This window comes from Streptomyces sp. bgisy100 (assembly GCF_057709105.1).
Window position 1 is genome coordinate 150,338 of record NZ_JBYITE010000012.1, and the last position, 26,520, is coordinate 176,857.

The 26,520-nt window shown below is 71.4% G+C and carries 22 protein-coding genes and 1 pseudogene; 8 read left to right on the forward strand and 15 right to left on the reverse strand.

The features are described from left to right. Nucleotide 1 precedes the first annotated feature (1 nt). The 3 genes from cpaB to AC3EQ1_RS11555 all read right to left on the reverse strand — a co-directional run bounded on the left by cpaB (nucleotide 2) and on the right by AC3EQ1_RS11555 (nucleotide 3,130). Complete coding sequence (gene cpaB, locus AC3EQ1_RS11545) at nucleotides 2-715, reverse strand: Flp pilus assembly protein CpaB (protein ID WP_432094231.1); 714 nt, start codon at nucleotides 713-715, stop codon at nucleotides 2-4. Between the two features lie 151 nt (nucleotides 716-866). Continuing rightward, on the reverse strand, nucleotides 867-1,724 hold the full coding sequence (locus AC3EQ1_RS11550) for a hypothetical protein (protein WP_432094232.1): 858 nt from the start codon (nucleotides 1,722-1,724) through the stop codon (nucleotides 867-869). Between the two features lie 515 nt (nucleotides 1,725-2,239). After that, the gene (locus AC3EQ1_RS11555; RefSeq protein ID WP_432094233.1) at nucleotides 2,240-3,130 is read right to left on the reverse strand and encodes a S1 family peptidase; all 891 of its coding nucleotides are present in this window, start codon (nucleotides 3,128-3,130) and stop codon (nucleotides 2,240-2,242) included. A gap of 184 nt (nucleotides 3,131-3,314) precedes the next feature. On the opposite strand from AC3EQ1_RS11555, the gene AC3EQ1_RS11560 reads away from it, so the two are divergent. After that, nucleotides 3,315-4,646 (forward strand): M14 family metallopeptidase, encoded by a 1,332-nt coding sequence (locus AC3EQ1_RS11560; RefSeq protein WP_432094234.1) that lies wholly within the window; start codon nucleotides 3,315-3,317, stop codon nucleotides 4,644-4,646. Nucleotides 4,647-4,889: 243 nt separating this feature from the next. Here AC3EQ1_RS11560 and AC3EQ1_RS11565 read toward each other — a convergent pair whose 3' ends face one another. Beyond that, on the reverse strand, nucleotides 4,890-5,303 hold the full coding sequence (locus tag AC3EQ1_RS11565) for a RidA family protein (RefSeq protein WP_432094235.1): 414 nt from the start codon (nucleotides 5,301-5,303) through the stop codon (nucleotides 4,890-4,892). A gap of 304 nt (nucleotides 5,304-5,607) precedes the next feature. Between AC3EQ1_RS11565 and AC3EQ1_RS11570 the strand changes: the two genes are divergently transcribed. Beyond that, nucleotides 5,608-6,888, forward strand: coding sequence for an amino acid deaminase (locus AC3EQ1_RS11570; protein ID WP_432094236.1), 1,281 nt, complete (start codon nucleotides 5,608-5,610; stop codon nucleotides 6,886-6,888). Nucleotides 6,889-7,483: 595 nt separating this feature from the next. Further along, nucleotides 7,484-8,695, forward strand: a complete 1,212-nt coding sequence (locus tag AC3EQ1_RS11575; protein ID WP_432094237.1) for a pyridoxal phosphate-dependent aminotransferase — start codon at nucleotides 7,484-7,486, stop codon at nucleotides 8,693-8,695. Nucleotides 8,696-8,834: 139 nt separating this feature from the next. On the opposite strand, the gene AC3EQ1_RS11580 is transcribed toward AC3EQ1_RS11575, so the two are convergent. Further along, nucleotides 8,835-9,677 (reverse strand): urea carboxylase-associated family protein, encoded by an 843-nt coding sequence (locus tag AC3EQ1_RS11580; RefSeq protein WP_432094238.1) that lies wholly within the window; start codon nucleotides 9,675-9,677, stop codon nucleotides 8,835-8,837. A gap of 195 nt (nucleotides 9,678-9,872) precedes the next feature. On the opposite strand from AC3EQ1_RS11580, the gene AC3EQ1_RS11585 reads away from it, so the two are divergent. Beyond that, nucleotides 9,873-10,313 (forward strand): SCO4983 family protein, encoded by a 441-nt coding sequence (locus tag AC3EQ1_RS11585; protein ID WP_432094239.1) that lies wholly within the window; start codon nucleotides 9,873-9,875, stop codon nucleotides 10,311-10,313. Nucleotides 10,314-10,572: 259 nt separating this feature from the next. On the opposite strand, the gene AC3EQ1_RS11590 is transcribed toward AC3EQ1_RS11585, so the two are convergent. Next, a complete protein-coding gene (locus AC3EQ1_RS11590) occupies nucleotides 10,573-12,393 on the reverse strand; it encodes a phosphoenolpyruvate carboxykinase (GTP) (protein ID WP_432094240.1) in 1,821 nt (606 codons plus the stop codon). A 280-nt stretch (nucleotides 12,394-12,673) separates the two neighbouring features. On the opposite strand from AC3EQ1_RS11590, the gene trhA reads away from it, so the two are divergent. Continuing rightward, nucleotides 12,674-13,429 carry a PAQR family membrane homeostasis protein TrhA gene (trhA, locus tag AC3EQ1_RS11595; protein WP_432094241.1) on the forward strand — a complete coding sequence of 252 codons (756 nt, stop codon included), beginning with the start codon at nucleotides 12,674-12,676 and terminating at the stop codon, nucleotides 13,427-13,429. Nucleotides 13,430-13,766: 337 nt separating this feature from the next. Beyond that, the gene (locus tag AC3EQ1_RS11600) at nucleotides 13,767-14,405 is read left to right on the forward strand and encodes a TetR/AcrR family transcriptional regulator (protein ID WP_432094242.1); all 639 of its coding nucleotides are present in this window, start codon (nucleotides 13,767-13,769) and stop codon (nucleotides 14,403-14,405) included. A gap of 380 nt (nucleotides 14,406-14,785) precedes the next feature. Here AC3EQ1_RS11600 and AC3EQ1_RS11605 read toward each other — a convergent pair whose 3' ends face one another. From AC3EQ1_RS11605 to AC3EQ1_RS11635, 7 genes are all read right to left on the reverse strand, one after another. Then, on the reverse strand, nucleotides 14,786-16,999 hold the full coding sequence (locus AC3EQ1_RS11605; RefSeq protein ID WP_432094243.1) for a thioredoxin domain-containing protein: 2,214 nt from the start codon (nucleotides 16,997-16,999) through the stop codon (nucleotides 14,786-14,788). A 109-nt stretch (nucleotides 17,000-17,108) separates the two neighbouring features. Then, complete coding sequence (locus AC3EQ1_RS11610; protein WP_432094244.1) at nucleotides 17,109-17,426, reverse strand: helix-turn-helix domain-containing protein; 318 nt, start codon at nucleotides 17,424-17,426, stop codon at nucleotides 17,109-17,111. Continuing rightward, nucleotides 17,423-17,785: a type II toxin-antitoxin system RelE/ParE family toxin gene (locus tag AC3EQ1_RS11615; protein WP_432094245.1), complete on the reverse strand. Its 363-nt coding sequence runs from the start codon at nucleotides 17,783-17,785 to the stop codon at nucleotides 17,423-17,425. Before AC3EQ1_RS11615 ends, AC3EQ1_RS11610 begins: the two co-directional genes overlap by 4 nt. Before the next feature lie 157 nt (nucleotides 17,786-17,942). Then, complete coding sequence (locus AC3EQ1_RS11620; RefSeq protein ID WP_432094246.1) at nucleotides 17,943-18,389, reverse strand: SUKH-3 domain-containing protein; 447 nt, start codon at nucleotides 18,387-18,389, stop codon at nucleotides 17,943-17,945. A gap of 41 nt (nucleotides 18,390-18,430) precedes the next feature. Further along, nucleotides 18,431-18,877 (reverse strand): SUKH-3 domain-containing protein, encoded by a 447-nt coding sequence (locus AC3EQ1_RS11625; protein WP_432094247.1) that lies wholly within the window; start codon nucleotides 18,875-18,877, stop codon nucleotides 18,431-18,433. 2 nt (nucleotides 18,878-18,879) lie between these two features. Continuing rightward, nucleotides 18,880-23,436, reverse strand: coding sequence for a DUF6531 domain-containing protein (locus tag AC3EQ1_RS11630; protein ID WP_432094248.1), 4,557 nt, complete (start codon nucleotides 23,434-23,436; stop codon nucleotides 18,880-18,882). Between the two features lie 147 nt (nucleotides 23,437-23,583). Continuing rightward, a complete protein-coding gene (locus AC3EQ1_RS11635; RefSeq protein WP_432094249.1) occupies nucleotides 23,584-24,222 on the reverse strand; it encodes a hypothetical protein in 639 nt (212 codons plus the stop codon). A gap of 151 nt (nucleotides 24,223-24,373) precedes the next feature. On the opposite strand from AC3EQ1_RS11635, the gene AC3EQ1_RS11640 reads away from it, so the two are divergent. Continuing rightward, entirely contained in the window at nucleotides 24,374-24,679 is a 306-nt protein-coding gene (locus AC3EQ1_RS11640; RefSeq protein WP_432094250.1) for a hypothetical protein, read from the forward strand. Nucleotides 24,680-24,694: 15 nt separating this feature from the next. Here AC3EQ1_RS11640 and AC3EQ1_RS11645 read toward each other — a convergent pair. Next, nucleotides 24,695-24,808: pseudogene (locus tag AC3EQ1_RS11645) on the reverse strand (DUF255 domain-containing protein); the annotation flags it as partial. A gap of 274 nt (nucleotides 24,809-25,082) precedes the next feature. On the opposite strand from AC3EQ1_RS11645, the gene AC3EQ1_RS11650 reads away from it, so the two are divergent. Next, nucleotides 25,083-26,258, forward strand: coding sequence for an FAD-dependent oxidoreductase (locus AC3EQ1_RS11650; protein ID WP_432094251.1), 1,176 nt, complete (start codon nucleotides 25,083-25,085; stop codon nucleotides 26,256-26,258). A gap of 56 nt (nucleotides 26,259-26,314) precedes the next feature. Here the strand turns inward: AC3EQ1_RS11650 and AC3EQ1_RS11655 are convergent. Beyond that, nucleotides 26,315-26,520, reverse strand: a 206-nt coding sequence (locus AC3EQ1_RS11655) for a hypothetical protein (RefSeq protein WP_432094252.1), incomplete at its 5' end; no start/stop codon positions are given.

The following is a 26,520-nucleotide window of genomic DNA, read 5'->3' on the forward strand; positions in this document are numbered from 1 at the left end:
CTCACCTGTCTCCGTCAAGGGTGTAGGTGCGCTCGTTCCGGGGGATCGACTGATCGCTCCCGGGGGCCACCAGGGCGAGCCGGACGCGGGTGGCGAAGGACTCCGCGTAGGCCACCCGCTGGGCGTCGTCGGTGTCCAGGGCGAAGGTGATCGGGACGGCCTCGCCGCTTCCGCCCCTGCGCCGCTCCTCGTCGTTCCGCGGCCGCAGGGCGGTGAGTTCGCCGACGTCGATGACGCGGGCCCGGTCGACGATGACCTTGGAGACGGGGGCACGGTCGTCCCGGTCGCCCTCGAAGGTCGCGTAGATGTTGACGCTGGAGCCCGGGGTGATCTTGCCGGCGACGCCGGTGGCCGCGTCGATCATGATGGCGATCTCCTGCTGCCCGGACTCGAGTTCGGGGCGGTCGGCGATCATGTCGGACTGGAGCAGGGAGCCCTTGCGCAGCGGGTTGACGGCGATCTTTCCGCGGAGGTCGCCGAGATCGGTCACGGCGGTGCGCGGCAGCCAGCGTTCGGGCACCGATATCCGCCGGAACTGCGCGGAGTCCAGCGCTCGGTAGGCCGGCACGTCCGCCTTGAGTTCGTAGGCCGTCGTCTCCGGCCCGACCTTCGACTCCACGTCGCTGATCACGGAGAGCACGCCCGCGAAGGCTCCGCCCGCGCAGAGGACGGAGAGGAGCAGCAGGATGACGCCACGGCGCTGGCGTGAGTTCATAAGGGGATTCCTCGTCGGGGTACGGGGCCGTTGCGGGTGGCGGGTGCCGGGTGCGGCGGGCGGGGCGCGGCGCGGCGCCGGAGCGGGCCGGGGTCACGCCGGGGGCCGGGCCGCACAAAGGCCACCGGGAACGGCCGGACGCGGGGAGCTCTCACCGGTTCGGGTCACCGTGGGACACCGCCGGGAGCTCGGGCCGGAGCAGCGGGGCGGAGCAGAAGGCGCAGCGGTCGCCGATGAATTCGAGCCCGCACCAGTGACAGAGGTCCCGGCGCACCGAGGCGACGAGCTGGTACAGCATCACGGGATCACGGATGGCGGCCGCGAATTCGATGAGTTTTCCGGTGCCCCACCAGCGGGGCGAGTCCTCGGGGAGCCGGGCGTCCTGGACCTCCTGGACGCGCCACTGCCGGGCGAGGGTTCCGGTGACCCAGTCGGACCGGAGCCGGCCGCCCGCCACGGTGAGCCGGGTGTCGAAGCCGGGGCCCTCCAGCGTGGTGTCCGGCCGGACACGGACGAGCCGGGCCCCGGGGGCGGCGAGGACGCCGTAGCGGGTGCCCGGCAGCCAGGAGCCGAGGTGGGACGCGAGGCCGACGGGCATCCGGTCGAGCCGCGCGACGGACGCGAGCAGCGCGCCCGCGTGGATGTAGTGGGAGAGGAGCCGGGCGGCGGAGGCGAGGACTCCCGGGCTGAAGTCGCCGAGCGACAACTGGCGTAACTGGCGGACGAGCACGGCGACGGCGAGCGGCGGGAGGCCGACCGGCAGCAGGGCGATCCGGTCGCTCTCCATGACCGACCGCACGGTGTGCAGGCGCCGGGCGAAGTCCCGGTCGATCGAGGAGGGGTAGAGCGCGATGACGTAGCCGTGCTGTTCGACCAGGACCTGGAAGGTGGTCAGTGCCGCCTCCAGCTCCTGCCGGGCGGGCGGCTGCAGGACGACCGCGGTGGGCGTGTGCCGGTCGGCCGGCGGAAGCACCAGCTCGGGGCTGGTGACTGCTATGGCGGTGAGCACGTGTGGTTCCCCGTTCCACTCCGTACCCGGCCGGACCGGGAACGGTAGATCATCCCTGTACGCACTGCTCGAGGTGATGGCGCTGCCCCCTGACGCCTCCGCAGCTTATCCGCGCGGTGAGCGCCAGAGAACACTCTGCGAGGAATGATCAGCGCAGAGTTCATCACCAAAACGGGCGAGACGGGCCGGATCATCCGAACACGGGTCGGTGGCGGGGTGATTGATCGGCCGGAGCAGGGGGTGACGTGGGGGGGCGGTGCCGGGGGTGACGCACGTCCGGCCCCTGCGGGGCGGCGGGCGACCGGGCCCACTACTCACGAGGCGTCGCACGGTCGCGCCCGGACCGGCCGCGAGGAATCTCGGGCCTGCCGTGGGACCCCGCACGCCTGTCGCGGGGCCGCGGAAACTTCCTCTCCCGAATCACCCGTTCGGCTCAGCCGGGCCCGGCGCCGGGGCCACAGCATGCGGGCCGGCCGCCCCCCGGCGGCCGGCCCACGTCGGAAGCGCGCGTTCCGTCAGGAGCGGACCCCCGACGGCTTCGGCAGCTCACACCCCGGCAGGGTCAGGTCGACCTTGTTGCCGGCCCCGATGCAGCGGGTGATCCCGTAGGTCTGCTGGGCGTAGTTGATGCCCTCGCGCACCGTCACCGTGCCGTTCTCGTCGACTTCACAGGGGTTGTTGTCGGTGCACCGCTCCCCGTCCTCGTTGCCGGTGTTGTTGACCGCGACGACCTTGCCGGTCGCCGCGTCGACCACGGGCGAGCCCGAGGTGCCGCCGATGGTGTCGCAGGCGGCGGTGTAGCGGACGGAGTCCTTCCAGGTCCATTCGCCCTCCCGCAGCCGGTGGGCGAAACCGTCGACGCTGCAGCTGTAGATCCGCTTCCAGTAGCCGGAGACCACCTTGATGGCGGTGCCCTGCGCCGGGCGGTCCGCGGAGAGCGGCAGGGCCCGGATGCCGTACTGGGACTCGATCGCGGCGTAGCTGGTGTTGAGCTGATAGAGCGACACGTCCGTGTCGGTCATGGTGGCGTACGCGACCTTGGTGGCGCGGAGCGTGGCCACCTTCCGGCCGGCGGAGTTCAGCAGGCTGAACGACCGGCTCGACGCCTTGTCGACGACGACCTCGCCCGCGCCCGGCATGCCGCTCTCCAGGCAGTGGCCGTTGGACATGACGAGTGCGGGGTCCGCGGAGCTCGCGGAGGGCGGGCGGACCACCGAGCCGGAGCAGTTGCTGAGCGCCACGGTGCCGGCGAAGTCGACCGCTTTGGCCTTCGCCCGGGGCTGCGCCGCCGGGGCCTGGGCGGCGGCGGGAGCCGACGTCAGGTCAGGACCGAGGGCTGCCGCGGGGGCTGTGCCCAGGCCGGCCAGGGCGGCCGCCATGAGCGCAGTGACGAGAGGTTTTTTCATGTGGGGGTCCCCTCTGTACCGAAAATCCTTCGGTGTTGTCATGCGCATTGTGGGGGCACCGACGGCGGAGAACAACCATGCCCTCTTGACCGTTGCATGCCATTTCCCGACGATGGGCGGGGACACCCGCACCCTTCACGTCGCACTGAGCACCCCACTCCGGACACCCCACCCAGGAGACTTCATGCGACTCCCCCTCAAGGGCAGACGGGCCACCGCCCTCGCCGCACTGCTGGCGCTCGCCCTGGCCGCACCCCTCACCGCACAGGCCGACGACACCCCTTCCGGACGGACCGTCACCGGCGAACCGGACGCCCGGCAGTACGTGGTGGCCGGCCCCGCCACCGTCGCGCAGCGCTCCGCCCTCGCCGCGACGGGGGTCTCCATCGACGAGGTGGACGACCACTCCGTCGTGGTCACCGCCGATGCCGCGCAGGCCAGGACCCTGCGCCGGCTCGGCCACCGGCTCAAGGTGCTGCCCGCTCCCCCGGCGCGGACGGACGGCAGGGCCGCGAAGGCCTTCGACTTCCCGTCGGCCGACTCCCGCTACCACAACTACGCGGAGGCGATGGCCGAGATCGACGCCAGGATCGCCAAGTACCCCGCCATCATGAGCAAGAAGGTCATCGGGAAGTCCCACGAGGGCCGCGACATCATCGCCGTCAAGGTCAGCGACAACGTCGCCAAGGACGAGTCCGAGCCCGAGGTGCTGTTCACCCATCACCAGCACGCCCGGGAGCACCTCACCGTCGAGATGGCCCTCTACCTGCTGCGCGAGTTCGGTGAGGACTACGGCAGCGACCCGCGGATCACCAAGGCCGTGGACGGCCGGGAGATCTGGATCGTCCCGGACCTGAACCCGGACGGCGGCGAGTACGACATCGCCACCGGCCGCTACCGGAGTTGGCGCCTCAACCGGCAGCCCAACGCCGGGTCGTCCCGGATCGGCACCGACCTCAACCGCAACTGGGACTACAAGTGGGGCTGCTGCGGCGGCTCCTCGGGCACGCCCGGGGCGGAGACCTACCGCGGCACCCGCCCGGAGTCGGCACCCGAGGTGAAGGTCGTCGCCGACTTCGCCCGCAGCCGGGTCGTCGGCGGGAAGCAGCAGATCACGGCCGGCATCGACTTCCACACCTACAGCGAACTGGTGCTCTGGCCGTACGGGTACACCGACGACGACACCGCCCCGGGCATGACGAAGGACGACCACGACGCCTTCGCCGCGGTCGGCGGGAAGATGGCGGCCAGCAACGGCTACACCCCGGAGCAGGCGAGCGACCTCTACATCACCGACGGCTCGATCGACGACTGGCTGTGGGGGAACCAGAAGATCTTCAGCTACACCTTCGAGATGTATCCGACCGGGTTCTTCGGCGGCGGCTTCTACCCGCCCGACGAGGTGATCGAGCGGGAGACCTCGCGCAACCGCGACGCCGTCCTGCAACTCCTGGAGAACGCCGACTGCATGTACCGCTCCATCGGCAAGGAACAGCAGTACTGCGCCACCCGCTGATCCTCCTGCCGTCCCTGCACGAGGAACGGGGCGTCCCGGACGGGGCGCCCCGTTCGCGGTGCGCCGGGCTCCTCACCGGCCGCCCGTCCGCGGGCGGATTCCCCGCCAGGTCGGGGCGGCCTTCCGGGGCCCAGACCGGGGCGGTATTCCGGGGCGCGGCCCGGGGCCGTTCCGCGTCCGCCGGCCCCGAAGCCGCTTCCGCCTCCGCCGACCGCCTGCCCGGAACGGCCCGGCGCGGCCGGCTCAGCCGAGGACGGCGAGGGCGTCGATCTCGACCAGCAGCCCGGCCGGCAGGCCGACGTAGACCGTCGTCCGGGCCGACGGCGGCCCCTCCAGATCCGCGAAGTACGCGTCGTAGATCCGGTTGAACTCCGCGAAGTGCCCGGTGTCGGTGAGATACACCCGCACCATCACCACGTCCTCCCAGCTCGCGCCGCCCTCCTGGAGGACCGTCCGCACATTGGCGAGCGTCTGGAGGGTCTGCTCGCGGAGCGTGGGCCCGGCGGGGGCGGGGGCCTGCCCCTCGGCCGCCGGGAGGAAGCCGACCTGGCCGGCGACCTGGAGGATGTCGCCCTTTCTGACGCCGTGCGAGAACTTCGCCGGCGGCTCGGTGTGGGTGGCCGGGGTGATCGCGGTCTTTCGGAGCCCGTCACTCATGGGCTGGCCTCCTTCGCGGCTGGTGCTCCGGATGTGGTTCCCCCGCACGGCACTCCTACCCGGACGCCCCGGGTCCGCCCGCCGCCGGACGCCTTCGGCGGCCGTCCGCGGCACCCGGCGACCTCCCTACGGGCCGACGCCCGCTGCCGATGCCCGGCCCCGCCCCGCCGGCTGCTGCCGGAGCACCCGCCTCCGGGGCCGCGGTCCGCCGTTGACCAGGCGGTTTTCCGGATGCTAGACAGCCGTGAACGATATCCGTCATGGGTGTTGTGTCCCTGTCCAACGAACGTTTCCAGGAGGCTCCATGGCCGCCGACAACGCCGTCGCCCGGCTGGCGCACGAGCGGGTCGACCACCGCTTCAAGGGTCTCCCGCCGGACGCCGAGGGGCTGACCGTCGGGGCCCTGGCGGCCGAGCGCCGCTCCCTGTTCACCGGGGGCTTCCTCACCCCCGTGCTCACGCTGTCTGCCGAGGCCCTGGAGCACAACCTCGCCCAGATGGAGCGCTACTCCACCGAGCACGGGCTGGCCTTCGCCCCGCACGGCAAGACCTCCATGGCGCCGCAGCTGTTCGAGCGCCAGCTGGAGCGCGGCGCCTGGGGCATCACGGCCGCCACGCCCGCGCAGATGCGCGTCTACCGCGCCTTCGGGATCCAGCGGATCTTCCTCGGCAACCAGCTCGTCGACCCCGCCGCGCTGCGCTGGCTCAGCGGCGAACTGGACGCCGACCCCGGCTTCCGCTGCGTCGTCTACGCCGACTCGGTGCGGGGCGTCGAGCTGATGGACGCCGCCCTGCGCGACGCCCGGGCCCGGCGGCCGGTCGAGGTCGTGATCGAACTGGGCGCCGGCGACGGGGCCCGCACCGGCGCCCGGACCGAGGCCGACTGCACCGCCGTCGCCGACGCGGTCGCGGCCGCACGGACGCTGCGGCTGGTCGGCGTCGCCGGCTACGAGGGCGAGGTGCCCCGGCCGGACAGCGAGCGGGTGACGGCCTGGCTGCGCCGGCTCGTCGCGATCACCACCGCGTTCGACGCCGAGGGCCGCTTCGCGGAGGTCGACGAGATCGTGCTGAGCGCGGGCGGCAGCGCCTGGTTCGACGGGGTGGCGGAGGTCTTCGCCGAGGTGCCGGAGCTCTCCCGGCCGGTGCTGAAGCTGCTGCGCTCCGGCGCCTACGTCTCGCACGACGACGTGCACTACCGGCGGCTGACCCCGTTCAACCGGGTGCCGGAGGAGGGCGCGCTGATGCCCGCGTTCCGGCTGTGGGCCCAGGTCGTCTCCCGCCCCGAGCCCGGCCAGGCCTTCCTGAACGCGGGCAAGCGGGACGCCGCGTACGACCTGCACCTGCCGGTGCCGCAGACCGTACGGTCGGCGCGCGACGGAGCCGAGCGCCCGGCGGACGGCCTCTCGGTCACCGGGCTGTCCGACCAGCACGCATGGGTGAAGGTCGCCGACGGTGCGGAGCTGGAGGTCGGCGACTGGGTCGCGCTGGGCCTGTCCCACCCGTGCACGGTGTTCGACAAGTGGCAGCTGATCCCGGTGGTGACGGAGGACGGCACGGTCACGGACTTCGTCCGCACCTTCTTCTGATTCTTCCGAGGGGCGCCTTCTTCCGAGGGGCGCCCCTTTCTTCTATGGGCCGCTCTTCCATGAGCCGCTCGCTGGAAGGGCCGGCTTCCGGCGAGCGGCCCTGGGAAGGCCCGGAGGTGCGGGCCTTCCCGCGTCCCGGGGCAGCGGTGCGGGCGGAGGTGCCCGGGCACAGGCCCGGCTGCGGGCCCGGGCCACCGCACCCGGCCCCGGGCCGGCCCGCGCGTACTCCCACCGGAGCAGTGCGTGGCGCATCTCACCCCGCGCCCGGCCGACCGGTCGCCGGGCCCGTTCGCACCCCCTTTCCGCAGGTGGCGCGGGCTCCCGGCGGGTGGAGCGACGGTCGGGAGCCGGGGCGGGTTCGACTCCACTTTCGAAGCCTCACCGGCCGTTCCGACCGGGATTCCGCACGTCCGGATCCACGGCCGCTTTGTCATCGAAGACGGCCCGCGAGGGGGAGCGAGCCGCGGGCGTCAGGGTCACCGCTCGCGAGCGTCCGCGGCTCCGGTGATCCACCGTCCGCCGGGGCGGCCACCGGCCTGTTCCGGTGGCCGAAAACACCGCGCCGCCCGCGCCGTACGCCCGTATGGTGGCGGACATGCAGGTGATCCAGTCAACGAAGCTCGCCAATGTCTGCTACGAGATCCGTGGCCCGGTCCTCGAGGAGGCAATGCGGCTGGAGGCAGCAGGTCACCAGATCCTCAAGCTGAACACCGGCAACCCGGCACCCTTCGGATTCGAGTGCCCGCCGGAGATCCTCGAGGACATGCTGCGCTCGCTCGGCAGCGCCCACGGCTACGGCGACGCCAAGGGCCTCCCCGCCGCCCGCCGCGCGGTCGTCCAGCACTACCAGACCAAGGGCATCGAGCTGGACGTCGAGGACGTCTACCTCGGCAACGGCGCCTCCGAGCTGATCCAGATGTCGATGCAGGCGCTGCTCGACGACGGCGACGAGGTGCTGGTACCGGCCCCCGACTACCCGCTGTGGACCGCCGCCGTCTCCCTCTCCGGCGGCACCGCCGTGCACTACCGCTGCGACGAGCAGTCCGACTGGATGCCGGACCTCGCGGACATCGAGCGCCGGATCACCGACCGCACCAAGGCGATCGTCGTGATCAACCCGAACAACCCGACGGGCGCGGTGTACGACGAGGCGCTGCTGACCGGCATCACCGAGATCGCCCGCCGGCACCAGCTGATCGTCTGCTCCGACGAGATCTACGACAAGATCCTCTACGACGGCACCGTCCACACCCCGACCGCCGCCATCGCCCCGGACCTGCTGACCCTCACCTTCAACGGCCTGTCGAAGGCCTACCGGGTGGCGGGTTACCGCAGCGGCTGGCTCGCGGTCTGCGGCCCGAAGGACCACGCCTCCAGCTATATGGAGGGCCTGACGATCCTCGCCAACATGCGGCTGTGCGCGAACGTTCCGGCGCAGCACGCGGTGGCCGTGGCCCTGGGCGGACGGCAGTCGATCAACGATCTGGTGCTGCCGGGCGGGCGGCTGCTGGAGCAGCGCGACACGGCACACGAGCTGCTGACCTCGATCCCGGGCGTGACCTGTGTGAAGCCCAAGGGCGCGCTGTACGCGTTCCCCCGGCTCGACCCGAACGTCTACAAGATCAAGGACGACCGGCAGATGGTGCTCGATCTGCTGCGCGCCGAGAAGATCATGATCGTTCACGGCACCGGCTTCAACTGGCCGGAGCCCGACCACTTCCGGCTGGTCACGCTGCCGCACAAGGACGACCTGGCGGACGCGGTGAACCGGATCGGCCGATTCCTGGACGGCTACGGCCAGCCGTAGCGCCGTCGGGCCGGCCCCGCCGGCCCACACACCTCCCGATGCCGGGGCACGACGCGCGTGCCCCGGCATCCGGCTGTCCGGACCCGGCCGCCTCCGCGAACGGTCACCGGCCCGACGGCCGTCGCCTCCCGGGGCCCGCTCAGCTCCCCCAGGCGGGGAGGCGGACGCCGTGCAGATTCCGGTACTCCGCCCGCCGCGGCTCGGACCAGCCCCGCAGCAGCTCCGGATCGACCCGGTACACCTCCACACCGATGGGGTGGCAGACCTCGACCGGATCGTGCGCGTCCGGCCCCCACAGCGGTACGGACAGATCGCCGCCGGGGCAGGTGGACAGCGCGCACAGCAGGTCCTGCTCGGCGAAGAACTCCAGGTGGTCGCCGGGCCGTGCCGGGCATGCCTTCATGAAGTACTGGTCCGCCGCGTTGAGGCCGGTGCACTGGAAGACGTTGAGCACGTCGTGCACGTCGAACTCGGTGAGCCCGTACGGCAGGACGGCCCGCACCAGGTTCGAGTGGCAGTGGAAGTCGAAGTCCTCGCCGGTGAGCATGCGGTTGACGTACGGGTCGCAGCGGGTGCCGAGCAGGTCGTGGACCCTGCCCCCGTCGGCGTCCGTGCCGTACCCGGCGAGGGTGTCGCCGGTGAAGGTGAGCAGCGGCCGCAGGAACGGCAGGGTGGACCAGAGCCGGTCGTAGGTGCTGACGTGGGCACGCTGCAACTGCCGGGTGCGGGCGGCCCACAGACGTTCGCGCGGATCGTGCCGGTTCCACACATTGAGGTCCCCGACCTGCGGGCCGTCCACGGTGAGGAGCCGGCACAGATGCCCGGCGGGGACCTCCCAGGCCCGGCCGGAGCGGATGGGAACGGTGAAGCTCTCGGTCCGTTCACGGCCCTCGACAGTGCCGGCCAGCCGGTCGTAGAAGGCGCGGTCGATGTCGAGTGGTCCGCCCTCGGAGGCCTGGTAGGCGGCGTCGGTGGTGGCCATCGGATCCTCATTTCCCGGTCGGGTACGGTTCTCCCCTTCGCCAGTACCCGTCCGGGCCGGGGAACCCCCGCGCTCCGGACACGCGTCGGAGTCCGGGCATGGGGGGGGAGCCGGGGAGATCCGGAGAGAAGATCCCGGTGAACTTTAGACTGGATCCAAGTTAGGATGGGCTCCTAGACCTGGCTGGAGGCCACCATGTACGAACCGATCCGCACCAAGTCGGTCCACACCATGGCCGAGCCGGAGTTCCCGCACCGCTCCCGCGGCGAGGAGCTGGACATCCAGCTCGCCGGGCACTTGGCGGCTCTGCTGGCGGTGACCGACGAGTTGCGCGCCCTGCCCGCCGGTGCCGGTGGCGGGCCCGGATCCGAGCTCGACCCCGCTGCCGACCGGATAGCCGAGCAGGTCGCACGGCTGCGGCGGGGGCGGCGTCCGGTGCGTTCGACCGCGCCGGGCGGCGCCGGCGCGGCCCGTGCGGACACCCTGCACCGCCGGGCACATGCGCTGGCCGGCCGGGCGCTGGTGGTCGCGGCGTCCCGCGCGGACACCGCCGCGGCGATCCTGGCCGCCGAGCGGATGGACGCCCACGCCGCCGCGCTCGACGTCTCCTCGGCGGCCCTGTCGGCGGCCCACTGACTTCCGGCCCACCGGGCGACGGCCACCGTGACCGCGGTCCACTGGACGGCGGCCCACCGGACGGCGGCCCACTGAACGGAAGTGCGCTGACGGCGCGCACACCGATGCCAGTCCGCCCGGACACCACGATGCCCCCGCCCCACCGGATCTCCGGCGGAACGGGGGCATCGAGCACTGTCGGGATCCGCTCCCGGGGGCCCGGGACGCGGGTGCGCCCGGGCCGGGAAGGCCCGGGGCACCGTCCGGACGCGGGCCCGGGTCAGCCGAGACGCTGGACGAGAGCGCGGTACTCGTCCCACAGCTCCTTCGGCGTGTGGTCGCCGAAGGTGTTGAGGTGCTCGGGCACCAGGGCCGCCTCCTCGCGCCACACGTCCTTGTCGACGGTGAGCAGGAAGTCGAGGTCGGCGTCGCCGAGGCCGAGCCCCTCGGTGTCCAGGGCCTCCTTCGTCGGCAGGATGCCGATCGGCGTCTCGACGCCCTCGGCCGAGCCGTCGAGCCGCTCGACGATCCACTTGAGCACGCGGCTGTTCTCACCGAAGCCCGGCCACACGAACCGGCCGTCGGCGTCCTTGCGGAACCAGTTCACGTAGTAGATCTTGGGCAGCTTGGACGCGTCCTTGTCCTTGCCGACCTCGACCCAGTGGCCCATGTAGTCGCCCATGTTGTAGCCGCAGAACGGCAGCATGGCGAACGGGTCGCGGCGCAGCTCGCCGACCTTGCCCTCGGCGGCGGCGGTCTTCTCGGAGGCGACGTTGGCCCCCAGGAAGACACCGTGCTGCCAGTCGAAGGACTCGGTCACCAGCGGCACCGCGCTCGCGCGGCGGCCGCCGAAGAGGATCGCGGAGATCGGGACGCCCTTGGGGTCCTCCCACTCGGGCGCGATGATCGGGCACTGGCCGGCCGGGACGGTGAACCGGGCGTTCGGGTGGGCCGCCGGCGTCTGCGAGGCCGGCGTCCAGTCGTTGCCCTTCCAGTCGGTGAGGTGGGCGGGCAGCTCCTCGGTCATGCCCTCCCACCACACGTCGCCGTCGTCGGTGAGCGCGACGTTGGTGAAGACCGAGTTGCCCCACATGGTCTTCATGGCGTTGGCGTTGGTGTGCTCGCCGGTGCCGGGCGCGACGCCGAAGAACCCGGCCTCGGGGTTGATCGCGTAGAGCCGGCCGTCCTCGCCGAAGCGCATCCAGGCGATGTCGTCACCGATGGTCTCGACGGTCCAGCCGGGGATCGTCGGCTCCAGCATGGCGAGGTTGGTCTTGCCGCAGGCGGACGGGAACGCGGCGGCCACGTACTTCGACTCGCCCCGCGGCGGGGTGAGTTTGAGGATCAGCATGTGCTCGGCCAGCCAGCCCTCGTCGCGGGCCATGACGGAGGCGATGCGCAGCGCGTAGCACTTCTTGCCGAGCAGGGCGTTGCCGCCGTAGCCCGAGCCGAAGGACCAGATCTCGCGGGACTCCGGGAAGTGCGAGATGTACTTGGTGCTGTTGCAGGGCCACGGCACGTCGGCCTGGCCCGGCTCCAGCGGCGCCCCCAGGGTGTGGACGGCCTTGACGAAGAATCCGTCGGTGCCCAGCTCGTCGAGGACGGGCTGCCCCATGCGGGTCATGGTGCGCATGGCGACGGCCACGTAGGCGGAGTCGGTGATCTCGACACCGATGGCGGACAGCGGCGAACCCAGCGGACCCATGCAGAACGGCACGACGTACATCGTCCGGCCCCGCATCGAGCCGCGGAAGATGCCCTGGTCCCCGGCGAAGATCTCGCGCATCTCGTCGGGGTGCTTCCAGTGGTTGGTCGGGCCCGCGTCCGCCTCCTTCTCGGAGCAGATGAAGGTGCGGTCCTCCACGCGTGCCACATCACTCGGGTCGGAGGCGGCGTAGTACGAGTTGGGGCGCTTGACCGGGTCGAGCTTCCGGAAGGTGCCCTTCTCGACGAGCCCCTCACAGAGGCGCTCGTACTCGGCCTCGGAACCGTCGCACCACACGACCTCGGCAGGCTCGGTGAGTGCCGCGATCTCGTCGACCCAGGAGATGAGCTCCTGGTGCTTGGTGAGGGTGGTGGGAGCCGCATTGCTGCGCGCCACGATCGCTCCGTCCCGCCGGAACCGCCAGGTCCGGCGTCACTGATTGAGGGTTGAACGGGCCCGGCCCGGAATCCGCCGTACTGGATGCCCAGGGAGTCCGCTGATGAAGTAGTTGCCCCGTGGGGGCCGCGACCCGGATGCTTCGTGACCGCTCATCCGGTGCCGACCGCACTCATTTGATCATCCGACCCCGGGGCGGTTCTGTCCAGGGGGCGATTTCGTGAGCATCACCACTCGACGGACCGGCGGTACTTACGGTGGCGTAGCTAGCATGGCGGCCATGACTGCCGCCGCCCACGACGCCGCGTCCGACGCCGCGCACGACGACCTCCCGCCCCCGGACGGCTCCCCGGAGAGCGCGTCCCGGCCCTCCGGAACGGGGGCACTGCACCTCCCGGCCCAGGTCAAGCCGCATCTGCGCGGCTGGCTCCACGCGGGCATGTTCCCGGCGGCGCTGATCTCCGGGATCTTCCTGACGGCGCTCGCCGACAGCACCCGCGGCCGGATCGCCTGCGCGATCTACACCCTGAGCGCCTGTCTGCTGTTCGGCGTCAGCGCGCTCTACCACCGCGGCAGTTGGAGCCCGCGGGTCACGGCGGTGCTGCGCCGCCTCGACCACGCCAACATCTTCCTCATCATCGCGGGCACCTACACCCCGCTCACGATGCTGCTGATCCCGGGCGGCCGGGGGCAGGCGCTGCTGTGGGCGGTGTGGGCCGCCGCCATCGCGGGCATAGCCTTCCGGGTGTTCTGGGTCGGTGCGCCCCGCTGGCTCTACACCCCCTGCTACATCGCGATGGGCTGGGCCGCCGTCTTCTTCCTCCCGGACTTCATGCGCACCGGGGGCATCGCCGTGCTCGTCTGCGTGATCGTCGGCGGGGTGCTCTACAGCGTCGGCGGCGTGGTCTACGGCATCAAGCGCCCGAACCCGTCACCCCGCTGGTTCGGCTTCCACGAGGTGTTCCACTCCTTCACCCTCGCGGCGTTCGTCGTGCACTACGTCGGCATCTCCCTGGTGGCGTACCAGCACGGCTGACCCGGCGGGCGGCGTCGTTCCTCCGGTTCCGGTTCCGGTTCCCGAATCCGGTCCCGTTGTCGCCGCTGCTCCTGTCCCCGTTCCCGCTCCCGCCCCTTCCCGCTCCCGCCCCTTCCCGCTCTCGGCCCGTCCCCGGCCCCCTACCTGTCCCCCGCGCCGTCCCCGTCCCCTGTTCTCCCCCTGGCCGTGGCCCCGGAGGCCGCGGCCTTGTCCATGCCCGGGGCGTGGTCGACGGTGCGCCGCGCTGCCGGATTCCGGCCGGAACGGGGTGTTCCCGGCGACGCGTGAGCGGTGGCCGAACCGCTGCCGTGGTCCCGCGGAGACCCCATCCCCGACAATGATCCGCATGATCTCCGCACGCACCGCCGTCTCCCCCTCCGGCGCCCCCGTCCCCCGACTCGGGCTGCGTGAACGGAAGAAGATCAGAACCCGGCAGGCGATCCGCCGGGCCGCCTACCGGCTCTTCCAGGAGCAGGGGTACGACGCCACCCCGGTGGAGCGGATCGCCGAGGCGGCCGAGGTCTCCCCCAGCACGGTCTTCCGCTACTTCCCCACCAAGGAGGACATCGTCCTCACGGATGAGTACGACCCCCTGCTGGAGGGCGCGCTGCGCGCCCGGCCGGAGGACGAGCCGCCCCTGGACTCCGTACGGCACGTCGTGGTCGAGACGCTGCGCCGACTGCTCGCCGACGGGCGCGAAGAGCTCGCCCTCCGGGCCGGCCTGGTGTTTCGGGTACCGGCGCTGCGGGCCCGCATGTGGGAGAGGCAGGCGGACACCGCGCGCCTGCTGTGCCGGGTCCTCGCGGAACGCACCGGGCGCCCGGCCGACGACCTGGACCTCCGGGTGTTCACCGCGGCGGTGCTCGGCGCCCTCCACGAGACGCTGCTGCACTGGGCCGAGGGCGGCCTCGACGGTGACGTGGAGGACGTCATGGACCACACCATGACCACCCTCACCCACGGCTTCGCCCTCTGACCGGCCCGGCGAGCACCTCCCGTCGGCTGAGCGCACCGCTCCCCGTACCGCCGGGGGCGGGTCGGCCGCGCCTCCGGGACCGGGCCGGGCGTACCTCCGGGACCGGGCCGGGCGTACCTCCGGGACCGGGCCGGGCGTGTCTCCGGGGCCGGGCCGGGGCGTCCGCGGGCACCTCTCACTCGCGGAGCGCACCCCTCGCGGGGGTGACGGCGCCCGTCCGGCCGGGGCGGGCCGGTCCGAGGTCCCGGTCCGCCCCGGGGCCGGGGCCAAGACCGGCACCGGGAGGCCCGGACTCAGCCGAGCCGGGACCCGACCGCTGCACCGGGAGGCCCGGACTCAGCCGACGCGGGACCCGACGCGCTGCACCGGCAGGCCCGGACTCAGCCGACCCGGGTCCCGACCCGCTGGGCCAGTTCCGACGGCTCGGCCGTCGGCGCGTCACACGTGAAGTGACGGCAGACGTACGCGGCCGGGCGGCCGTCCACCAGCGGACGGTCGCGCAGCAGCGGAACGTCCGCCTCCCCCGCCGCGGGGGCGCCCACCGCGACGACCGCGCCGGGGGCCGTGCCGAGCAGGGCCGTACGGTGCAGCGCCGCCGTCGCCGGGTCCGCCTCCGGACCGGCCACGGCCACCTCGCGCGGCCCGTCCAGCGCGGCCTCGGCCACCGCCAGCCCCCAGCCGATGAAGCGCGGCGCGCGCGCCGCCAGGGCGCCCACGACGCCCAGGGCCCGTTCGGCCGCCTCGCGGTGGCGGGAGCTGCCGGTGAGCGCGGCGTAGCCGAGCAGTGCCCCGGCCGCCGCCGACCAGCCCGAGGGGTGAGCGTTGTCGGTCGGGTCCTGCGGCCTGCGGATCAGCGGCTCCCCGTCGTCCGGGGTGTCGTACAACGAGCCGTCCTCGGCGGTGAAATGGCGGAGCACGGTGTCCAGCAGCAGCCCCGCGAACTCCACCCAGACGCCCTCGCCGGTGACCGAGTACAGCGCGAGGAAGCCCTCGGCGACATCTGCGTAGTCCTCCAGAACCGCGGCGTGCGCGCCCGCCGCGCCGTCGCGCGAGGTGCGGAAGAGCCGGCCCTGCTGATCCATGTGCACCCGGACCAGCAGGTCCGCGGCGTCGAGGGCGGCCTCGACCAGGTCGGGCCGGCCGAAGTAGGCGCCGGTCTCCGCGAGCGCCGCGACGGTCAGGCCGTTCCACGCGGCGACGATCTTGTCGTCGCGGCCGGGGCGCGGGCGCTCCTCGCGGGCGGCCAGCAGCCGCTCCCGGACCGACCGCATCCGCTCGGCGTCCGCGGCCTGCCCTGCGCCCGCGTTCCGCTCCGTCCCCGCGGCCGGCTCCGCCCCCATGCTCTGTGCGGCGGCGCCTCCGGGCCGCCCCACGGCGTCGCTCTCCTCGACACCGCTCCCGCCGACGTCGCTCTCCACGACGTCGTCGCCCGGGAGTCCGGGACCGTCGGCGGGGAGCCGGAGCACCGAGGCGCCCTCCTCGAAGCTGCCCTCCTCGGTGACCCCGAAGGCCTCGGCGGCCCACCGGCCGTCCTCCTCGCCCAGCACGGCGCGCAACTGCTCTGGCGTCCACACGTAGTAGGCGCCCTCGACAGGCCGGCCTGAGCCGGCCCCCTCGCCCTCGAACGCGGGGCTGTCGGCATCGAGCGCCGAGGCGAATCCGCCCTCGGACGTGCGCAGTTCGCGCACCAGGAAGTCCGCGGTCTCCAGCGCCACCCGGCGCGCGAGGGCGGACCCCGTGGAGCGCCACAGATGGGCGTACGCCCGGCACAGCAGGGCGTTGTCCCAGAGCATCTTCTCGAAGTGCGGCACGGTGAACGTACGGTCCACGGCGTAGCGCGCGAAGCCGCCCCCGAGCTGGTCGTAGATCCCGCCGCGCGCCATGGCCCCGCAGGTGTCCCGGGCCATCTGGAGGGCACCCTCGGAGCCGGTCCGGGCGTGGTGCCGCAGCAGGAACTCGATCACCATCGACGGCGGGAACTTCGGGGCCCCGCCGAATCCCCCGTACGACGCGTCGTACTCGCGGGTGAGGCCGAGGAGAGCCGCGTGCAGATCCTCCTCGGAGGGCGGCCGCGCCCCCGCGGAACCCAGCGACAGGGAGCGGGAGGCGAGATCCCGGACGATCTTCCCGGCGACCTCCCCGACCTCGTCACGGCGCTCGTCCCACGCGGCCCGCACGCCCTCCAGGACCTGCCGGAAGGACGGCATCCCGTGGCGCGGCTCGGGCGGGAAGTACGTACCGAAGTAGAAGGGCGCGGCATCCGGGGTGAGGAAGACCGTCATCGGCCAGCCACCCTGCCCGGTGGCCGCCTGCACCGCCTCCATGTAGACGGCGTCCACATCCGGCCGCTCCTCCCGGTCCACCTTGACCGGCACGAAGTGCTCGTTGAGCTGGGCGGCGGTCGCCTCGTCCTCGAAGGACTCGTGGGCCATCACATGGCACCAGTGGCACGCGGAGTAACCGACCGACAGCAGAACGGGCACATCGCGCCGCCGCGCTTCCTCGAAGGCCTCCGGCGTCCAGGGCCACCAGTCGACCGGATTGTCAGCGTGCTGAAGCAGATAGGGCGAGGTCACGCCAGCCAGCCGGTTCATACGAGCCAGCCTCTCACAAGGCCCGACCTCGTCAGCGAGGCCCGCTCAGGCTCTGCCTCGCTCGGTCGAACTGCACGTGCCGGGCACAGTCGCACGGCACAGGCCCGGCTCAGGCGATGGCAGCGATGTCGCCATCGTCGAAGTAGATGGCCTGGTGAAGACGTCCGCCGAGCGCGACGGCGAACCGCGCAAGAACGTCCTGCCCTGAAACGTGCCCCCGCTCGATCTGCGACACGCGCCCCTTGGTGACACCCATACGATCGGCCACGTCCTGCTGGGTGAGCCCGCGGGCTCGTCGCAGCTCCGCCAGACGGCGCCCGGTCATCTCCGCGAGGAGCTCCTCCTTGCCTTCCCGCACCGCCTCCTCACCGCCGGCGCGGGCAACATTCTCAGCACGGATGTCCCGCCAGCGCGTGTAGCCGCTCACGATTGCCCTCCTTCTTCCTGGGCTCGTTCCTTCACATAGATCTCATAGCGCTCTTCAGCCAGCGGAACGGCCTCCCGATACCACTCGTTCCACCGCCCCGCTTTGTCCCCCGCCACCAGCAGAATGGTGCAGCGCCACGGGTCGAAGGCGAACAGAATCCGCACCGTGCCGGGACGTAATTCCTTCAGGTTCGCCATCGAGGAGCCGTGAATGGTGTCCACCAGCGGACGCCCCAGCCCTGGCCCGCCCTCCGCCAGCGCATCCAGCGCCTGAACCACTCTGGCGTGCGCGGGGCCCTCAAGGCAGTCGATCCACTCACGCACCTCGTCGACGAGGAAGATCTCCCATTCGGCATCCACCCGGTGGAGTATAACAAACGCTATACTCCACCGCCCAGCCCAAGCCCCGGCGGAACCAACCTCTGCTGCTCAGTGAGATCGTGGACGGGATGGCCGTCGTGAGCCCGAACGCGTTCCGAGCCGCAAGGCCGGTACGGCTCAACGAGCGTTCTTTGCGCTACATGATTTGCCCTACGAGCCTGTCCAGGGCTTGGTCGCCGCTTTCCCCCAGGAAGCATGCGTCCGTCATACCGGCGTAGACGGTGCCGGCCGACGTCATGCCGAGGTATGCCCTTCGATTGGCGGTCATACCGAGCGGGTAGAGCTCGGCGCCGACATCCGCGCTGAGCACGTCAAAGCTCTCCCGGTTCCCCTTCGCCAGCGCAGGGTCGAGGACCACCTCCGCCCGCACCTCTGTGAAGGTGCCGACGTACAGCCGCGTCACATTCAGCCCGCCGAACTCCGCCAGAAAGCGCTGCGCCATTGGATGAATCTCGAAGCCGTCATGCTCCTGCAGCCCGCGCTCCCACTCCGCCGCGGACACCGAACGCCCTGGGCGCCAACCCACCTCTTCCAGCAGTGCGTTGGCCTTCGCCGACCACCGCGGCCTGGATCCGTTCCGCACCCTAGTGCCGCCCCCGTCTCCCGGATCCGCGTCGCAATACGTTAACGGGTCCTATCGAGGAGTTTCTCCAGCGCCTGGTCGCCGGTTTCTGCCAGGAAGTACGCGTCGTCCATGCCGGTGTAGACCTTACCCGTTGGCGCCATGCAAAGGTATGTGTTGCGGTTGTTGGTCATGCCAAGGGGATAGAGTTCGGCGCCTGCCTGCTCGCTGAGCACCTCGAAAATCTCCTGGTCCCACTGGGCCAGCGCGGGATCGAAGCTGATCTCTACCCGTACCGGCTTGACGCTGCCGGGGGACCACAGCGTCAAAGCCAGTCCGCCGAACTCCACCAGGAAGTGTTGCGCTGCTGGATGGATCTCGAACTCGTCGTGCTCCTGCAACACGCGCTCCCACTCCGCTGTGGACACCGAGCGTCCTGGGTGCCAGCCCGCCTCCCGCAACACCCGGTCGGTCTCCGCCGACCACCGTGGCCCAGATACATCCTTCATGTTTAGGTCACCGCCGTAATTTCGAACTGGTTAAGCACATCTTGGCACGACCCACAGATTTCCTTGGGTGCGCCAAGCTTTCCGTTACCCGGTGGCCGGACTTCGACAGCAGCCATCACTCCACCGCGTGGCTCGACCCCAGCGTTCAGGGCATTCGACAATGCCTCCGCCTCGCCGCAACGCGAATGTTGTCCCCCTGTCAGCTCCTTGGTCTTCGCCGGCACGTTGTCATACGCCGCTTGCACGCGCGGGTGCAGGTCGTGGTATCCGCCTCCCTTCATATTCGCACCGGTGAACGCCTGCCGATGCCCCGGTACGACCAAGCCCGCCGAACTTGTCGGCCTATTGTGCTTATTAGCGCCCGGCTTCAGCGCTTCGTTGTCCGCCCGGTCCCGTGCCCCCTGCAGCGCACGCTCGCAGTCGGGCGCGAGCCCCAGCGGGTCCACCGCGGAGAACGGATTCGACACATACGAACGCGGGTTGGGGCCCGGCGCCAGACCGAGGGGGTCGAGTGAGGCGTACTGCCCCGTGTCCGGGTCGTAATGCCGCTGGTAGTTGTAGTTGAGCCCGGTCTCGGGGTCGTGGTACTGGCCGGGGAAGCGCAGCGGACAGTAGGCCTCTCCGGAGCCGGAGCCGGCGTCCAGGGGGCTGCCCCACACCGTCGTCCGCGCGTGCCATGCCACCGTGCCCGTGTCGTCCACGAGTTCCGCGGGAGTGCCGACGACGTCGGTGACGATGGCGTAGAACTGCTCGTCGACCCACTCCTGCGGCCGGTCCTTCGCGGGGATGCGGTCGACCTGGGTGACCGGGCTGAAGCGATCACGTTCCCAGTCCCAGACCGTGCACCGGGGTGGCTCGTCGCCGGTCCGGGTGACCTGTTCGGCCATGACGAAGCCGTCCCAGGTGAACCGCACCTCTTCCACCACGGTCAGCCCGTCGGCCCCGAGCCGCTGTTTCGCGATCCGGCGGCCGAAGGGGTCGTAGGTGTACCGCCAGCGTGTGCCGTCCGGGGTGGTGACCCCGACCAGCCGGTCCTCGCTGTCCCAGACGTAGTGCCAGACCTCGGGCTTTCTCGACAGGCGCTTCTTGCGGCGCTGCACTACGCGGCCCTGCGCGTCGTACTCGTAACGGACGTTGCCCGGGCTCCGCATGGGCAGCGCGTCGGTGGCGGACGGCTCTGCGCCGTCCCCCGAGGGCTCGCCCTGTGCGAGGTTGCCGGCGGCGTCGTACGCGTAGCGTTCCGACCAGGTCGCCGCCTGTACGTGGGTGATACGCCCGGCGTGGTCGGTGCGGTAGGCGCGGTCGCCCGTGAGCCGATCGCCGATGGCGGCGACCGTGCCGTCCGGACCGTAGGCGTACGTGCGGCGCTGCACGGGCTCCGGCGCAGGGCCGGCGGTGGGCCCGCCGCTCGCCGTCAATGTCTGCGAGGTCAGGCGATTGCGCGCATCCCACGTCTGGTGGAGCACCGCGTCGCCCGCCCGGCGCTCGACCTCCCGCCCCGCGTCGTCGTAGGCGAAGCTGACGGACCTGCCCGCAGTCCGCAGCGTTACGGGGCGATCCCGCCCGTCGTACTCCCACCGGCTCTCGGCACCGGTGGGGGTGACGCGGTGCATGCGCCTGCCGAGCACGTCGTAGGCGGAGCGAACGGTGGCGCCGTTGCACGTCTCGGCAAGGACGCGACCGAGGGGGTCCCGTTCGTAGCTCAACTCGGCGTGCGGGCTCCGAACCGTGCGTACATTGCCCACCGGGTCGTACGCGTAGGTCGTGACGCCCTCGGTGGTGCGCTGCTCGAGCACCTTGCCGAGCGTGTCCCGTACGTACACGGTGGATTCGCCGGCGCCATTGGTCCGCTCGACGAGCCGGCCCGCGGCGTCGTGCCGGTAGCTCTGCGTGCGTCCGCCGAAGTCGCGTTCACGGGACAACCGGCCCACCGCGTCGTACTCGTACTGCCACGACCGGCCGAGCTGGTTGGTCACCGAGGTCACGCGCAGCTCGCGGTCGTAGGTGAATTCCAGGCGCGAGCCGTCCGGGTCGGTCCGAGCGGCGGGCAGGTCGAAACCGGTGTACTCGAAGCGAGTCGTCTGCCCGGTACCGTCCGTGTGCTCGACCAGGTTGCCCTCGCCGTCGTAGGTCCAGCGCTCGGTGGTGCCGTCCGGGAGCGTGCGCCGGCTGAGCTTGCCTTCGGGCGTCCAGGCGAACCGGGTGACGGAGCCGTCCGGTTCGGTCTGGGCGATGAGCCGGCCCATGGGGTCGCGCTCGAGTCGCCTGGTGGCGCCTTCGGCGTCCGTGACCGCGATCGGCATGCCCGCGGCGTCGGTCTCCATCAGCACGGTGCGGTCGGCGGCGTCGGTGATCGCGGTGACGGCGCCGATGTCGTCGTACCGGTACGAGACCCGGCCACCAGTGGGATCCGTTTCGAGGGTCAGCTCACCGCAGGAGTCGTACTCCATCCGCCAGACGCTTCCGTCGGCTTCGGTCACGGTGACCGGCCGCCCGAACTCGCCGTTCTCCGCGGTGCTCCGGTATCCGTCCGCCCGGATGACGGCGGTCGGGTGGCCTGCCTCGTCGTACGTGTAGCGGGTGGTTAGGCCCACAGGGTCGGTGACCGAGGTGATGCGGTCGTACCGGTCCTGAGTGCGCAGGGTCTCGTTGCCGAGCGGGTCCCGCTCCCTGATCATCTGATAGCTGTCGTTGAACTCGTAGACCGTGGTGTTCCCGAGGGCATCGGTGAACAGGGTGCGGCGGCTCTCGGTGTCGTAGACGATGCTGCTGCTGAGGAACCCGTCGGCGCCCTCGGTCGCGACACAGCAGCCGTCTTCGTACGTGTAGCGGTACCAGACGTCGTTGCGGTCCTGCCAGCCGGTGATGCGGCCGGCCTCGTCGTAGACGAACGTCAGCGGTCGGTCGGCGGAGTTGTAGACCCCTGTGAGGTTGCCGCGCGCGTCGTACGCGTAGCGCAGCAGGGTGGGCCGGTCGGGGGCGCTGAGCAGAGTCAAGGCGGTGACACGGCCGCTTTCGGTGGTCACACCTATGCGGTATCCGCCCTGATGGACGATCTCGCCCGGCGTGCCGTCGGGTTGATAGTGCACGGCAACGGTGTTGCCGTGCCGGTCCCGGATCTCGGCGAGGGAGAGCTCGTGGGCAGGGTTGTTGGGCTGCGGCCGGAAGGCCAGGGTCTGCCCGGTGTCGGGGCGGTGGACCGTCAGGGTGCCTTGCGCGGCGCCGTCCCAGGTCAGGGGCCACCTGGGGCCTTCGACGGGGAGGACGGAGAGGTCGGGCTCGGGGACGGGGTAGTGCAGCTCCATGCCGTCCTCGGTGAAGAACCGGAGGCCGGAGGCGTCGAGGAGGAGGCGCTGGTCGAGTGTTGAGGCCCAGGTGGGTCCGAACCACCGGCCGCTGCGGACGCTGGTGCGGTGATGCCGCTGCAGGGCGAGTGGCAGCACGCCGGGAAGCTCGAGGTCCGTGGCGGACATGACCATTTCGCCGGTCGCCATGTCGATCGGATCGGTGCGGCAGACCAGCGATTTCGCTTCGCGGCCGAGTCCGCGAACGTTCTTGCCCATGCCCTTGACGCCGAGCGCCATGCCCTTGAGCCCGGTCTTGTTGAGAGCTTTGGCTCCCTTGGCGAGGCGACCGAGGCTGGTGAATCCCTTGGCGCCCGGGATGCAGTCCAGCGCCGCCATAGCGACGTCGAAGAGGCCGGCCTGGCCTTTTCTGTATTTGTTGAGCGTGTCGGCGAGTACCACCAGGGCCGCGACGACCACGATGGCGGCGAGGATCGGGCCACCGATGACCATCGCGACGATGCCGACGACGGCGACGACGACCTTGCAGACCGAGACGATCGTGTCCCAGTTGTCGCTGACGAAGTCGGTGACCTCCTCCCACCAGTGACGGTTCTGGATACCGGCGTCGGAGGCCTCCTCCAGCTTGTCCTTGCAGACCCGGGCGGCCTCCTGGCGCAGCTCCTTGGCCTCCTGAGCCATCGCCTTCGCGGCGTCCAGAGCCGACTGGGCGGTGTCCACCGTGCCCTGAGCGTCCCTACGGGCGGAGGCCGCCTGCTGGGCATTGCGGGTCGCCGCCCGCACCTTGGACTCGTCCGGCGCCTCGGGGCCCTTGGCGTCGTCGTACGCCTTGGTCTTAGCAGTGGCGGTCTTCACCCAGTCGGTGGATGAATCCAGCCGCCCCTGTGCCTCGGTCAGATCCGCGCGCGCCTCACGGCCCTTGGCCAGCGCCCGTATCGACAGGGCCTGGGCACGCTCGAGCTTCGGCCAGTAGGCGGCGATGGCATCGCCCGCCATCTCGTACGAGGTCCGCAGCTTCCGCAGATTGCCCGGGACGCCGTCGAACGCCTCCTTGAACTTCTTCGCCGAGCGGCCGGACCACTTCTGCACCGCGTCCTCGGCGGACATGTTGCGGATCCCCCGCAGCGCGGTACCGACATCCTCGGCGAACTCATGCAGCTCGCGGGCGAGATGTCGCACCCTGTCCGGATCACCGGGCACCGGATCCCCGTCGAGATCCAGCACATGCCAGTCCGTCGGACGATGCCCGCCCACGTCAACTCCCCCGTAACGCCTTCGACTTCAGTCGTCGTGATGCCGCGGCGCCACCCTAACTTCCGCCACTGATACGGGTGAAGGCGGTTACGGCGAGGCATGCGAAGCCGGGCTGATCAGCGAGGCGGTTGCGGTGCGGCCGAGCCGTCACACGAAGCGGAATGTCGAGGTGATGGCGTCGAACATGTCGAAGAAGGAGTCCGCCAGGTCCAGTACCTGGCTGCTGCCGGACACCAGCGCCACCGTGCCCTCCTGCCCGGGGACGGGGATGAAGGTCTGCATCAGCACCGCCCGCACGGTGCGCTCGTCGCCGGGGACGGTGACGTCCTCGATCCCGTAGGTCCGCGCCACCGGGCCCACCTGCGGGATCTCGACGGTGGTGACCTCGCGCCACGCATCGCCGTCCCGCTTCGCCGGCCGGGGACTGATCTGCTGGGCGATGAGCTGAGGATCGGTCGGCAGGATCTCGCCGTCACCGGTACGGGCGCCGATCACCGACACGGTCACCGAGGCGGTCACGGGCGCCGCGCCGCCGAAGGACTCCGCCATGCAGCCGCAGTACAGCGCCCCGGACTGCCAGGCGTCCCCGGCGGCCTTCTGCAGAAACCAGGTGAAGGCGTCCCGGTGCTCGGCCAACTCCGGGCGCTGCCGGACGCGCTCGTTGACCAGCTGCCGGATGGTGTCGTCGCGCGATGCGGGGCGGATGTCGAACTCCCACCAGGACTTCGGCACCTTGATGTGGAATCCGCTGCGCTCGATGGTCTGTGCTTCGCTTCGACGGCTCATCGCCGCTCCCCTCCCGTAGCCCGATCCTGTCCCCGGGGCAGCCGCCCACCCTACGGCCGGGCGGGAACGGGGTGGTGCGGCGGAGGGGGCCTGTGCCTAGGCTGGCTGCTCACGTGACGAAGTGATGACACTGCTGCGGGGGAGGTTCCGGGTGAGCGGCGACGAGGGACGGCTGGCGATACCGCTGAGCGAGCTCGAAGGCTTCGGCGGCCGGCTGCGGTCCATCAAGGGCCGGATGAACGCCACCAAGAAGATGTTCGCCTCCTACGCGGACGAGGTCGGCGACGACGGCGTCGTGGAGAAGATGGAGAGCTTCGAGGAGAACTGGGAAGACGGCCGCGGCGATATCGACAAGCAGCTCTCCGGACTGGCCGACATGGCCGACACGGTGTACCGCGAGGCGACCAAGGTCGACACGGGCCTCGCGAAGCAACTCGAGAAGGGCAAAAAGGGGTGATTTCCCCGAGCCGAGGACGTCACGCCGCCGCGCTTCCTCGAAAGGCCTCCGGCGTCCACGGCCACCAGTCGACGGACCGTCGGCGTGCTGGAGCAGACAAGGCAAGGTCACACCAGCCAGGCGGTTCATAGGCCCGGCCCCGCACCGTGCCCGACCCCGCCGGTGGGGCCCGCGGGTCGAAGGAGAGGCGCCGGCGCGCCGCCGGGACCACAGCCGGCTGACATGGCGTCATGCAGAAGGGGGCCGGGGACGCCGTGCCCCCGACGTGTGGTGTGCGGCGCGAGTCAGTCGTGACCGTCGTATTCGGACAGACACTCAGGAGCAGCACGACGGCTTCGCCGCTACCGGTGCATCATGGGACGCGGACGCCCGACGGGACCCACGCGGAAGAGCGGACTGGTACGTGACACGCATCCTGGTCATCGGTGGCGGAATCGCCGGCACGGCGACCGCGCTGGCCCTGCACAAGGCGGGATTCGACGTCGCCGTGCACGAAGCGCATCGCGACACGGCCGAGGACATCGGGGCGTTCCTGACCCTGGCGAGCAACGGAATGCGCGCACTGGCGCAGCTCGACGCCTCGCACGTGGTCACGGCGCTCGGCTTTCCGCTGCGCTCCATGCGGCTGCTCGACGACCGGGGCGGCGAAACGGCCCATGTGCCGCTCGGAGAGGCCGACGACACGCTCCTGCGGTACCGGTGCCTGCGCCGGGGCGAGTTGAACGCCGCCCTGCAGGCCGAGACCCTGCGCCGGGGGATCGGTCTGTCGCACGGCGCGCGGCTGGTGTCCGTGGAGAACGGCCCGGACGGGGTGACCGCGCGATTCGCCGACGGCAGTGTCGCGACCGGCGATCTGCTCGTCGGTGCGGACGGCCTGAACTCGACCGTCCGGCGGTCGATCGCCCCTGGCACCGAGCCTGTTTACGCGGGGCAGAGCGTGCTCTACGGCTACACGCGCGGCACCCCGGCGGAGGACACGGGGCACATCACCATGGTGCGGGGCAGCAGCACCGCCTTCGGTTACGCGGTCTCGCCGGACGGGGAGACGTACTGGTTCGCCCGCGTCGGCGGGGACGCCATCCCCGCCGAGGAACTCGCGGACCCCGCACCGTCCTCTTGGCGCCGGCGGCTCGTCGGGATGCTGCGCCAGGACGCCACCCCCGCCGCGGACATCGTCGCGGCCTCCACCGACGACCTCATGGCCACCAACGCCACCGAGATTCCGCTCGGCACCCCCTGGCGCTCCGGACGGACGCTGATCATCGGGGACGCGGCGCACGCGGCCTCACCGGCGACGGGGCAGGGGGCCTCGATGGCGCTGGAGGACGCCGTCGTCCTCGCCAAGTCCCTGCGGGACACCCCCGACCTGGACAGCGCGCTCTCCCTCTACGAGGCGTGCCGCCGCCCCCGCGTCGAGCACAACATCACCGCCAGCGGAGAGATCTCCCGCGGCACCCGCGCCCCTTCGCGCCCCGGCGGGGCACCGGCACCTCAGCGTCCCGGCGACGACATTCTGGCCCAGCAGTTGGACTGGAACCTCGATCTGCGCAGCATCTCGCCGGCTACGCGGACCGGATGATCCGTTCCAGCTGTCCGTGACCGCATGAGGCGAGCGGGCGGGGGCTCGCCCGCGGCTCAGCGGGCGGGCGTCCCGGTGGCCCGGTGGCCGAGCCCACCGGAGCAGCCGTCGCGCTCGCCGAATGCAGCCGTTGCGCTCACCAGGAGCAGCCGCATCGCCGCGGCGATGACATCCGTCCGACGGCGGCTCTCCAGAGGCCCGGCCCGACCTGAACCGGCAACGCGGGTCAGGTGTGCTGTGCGCCGCGTGCGAGGAGCATCAA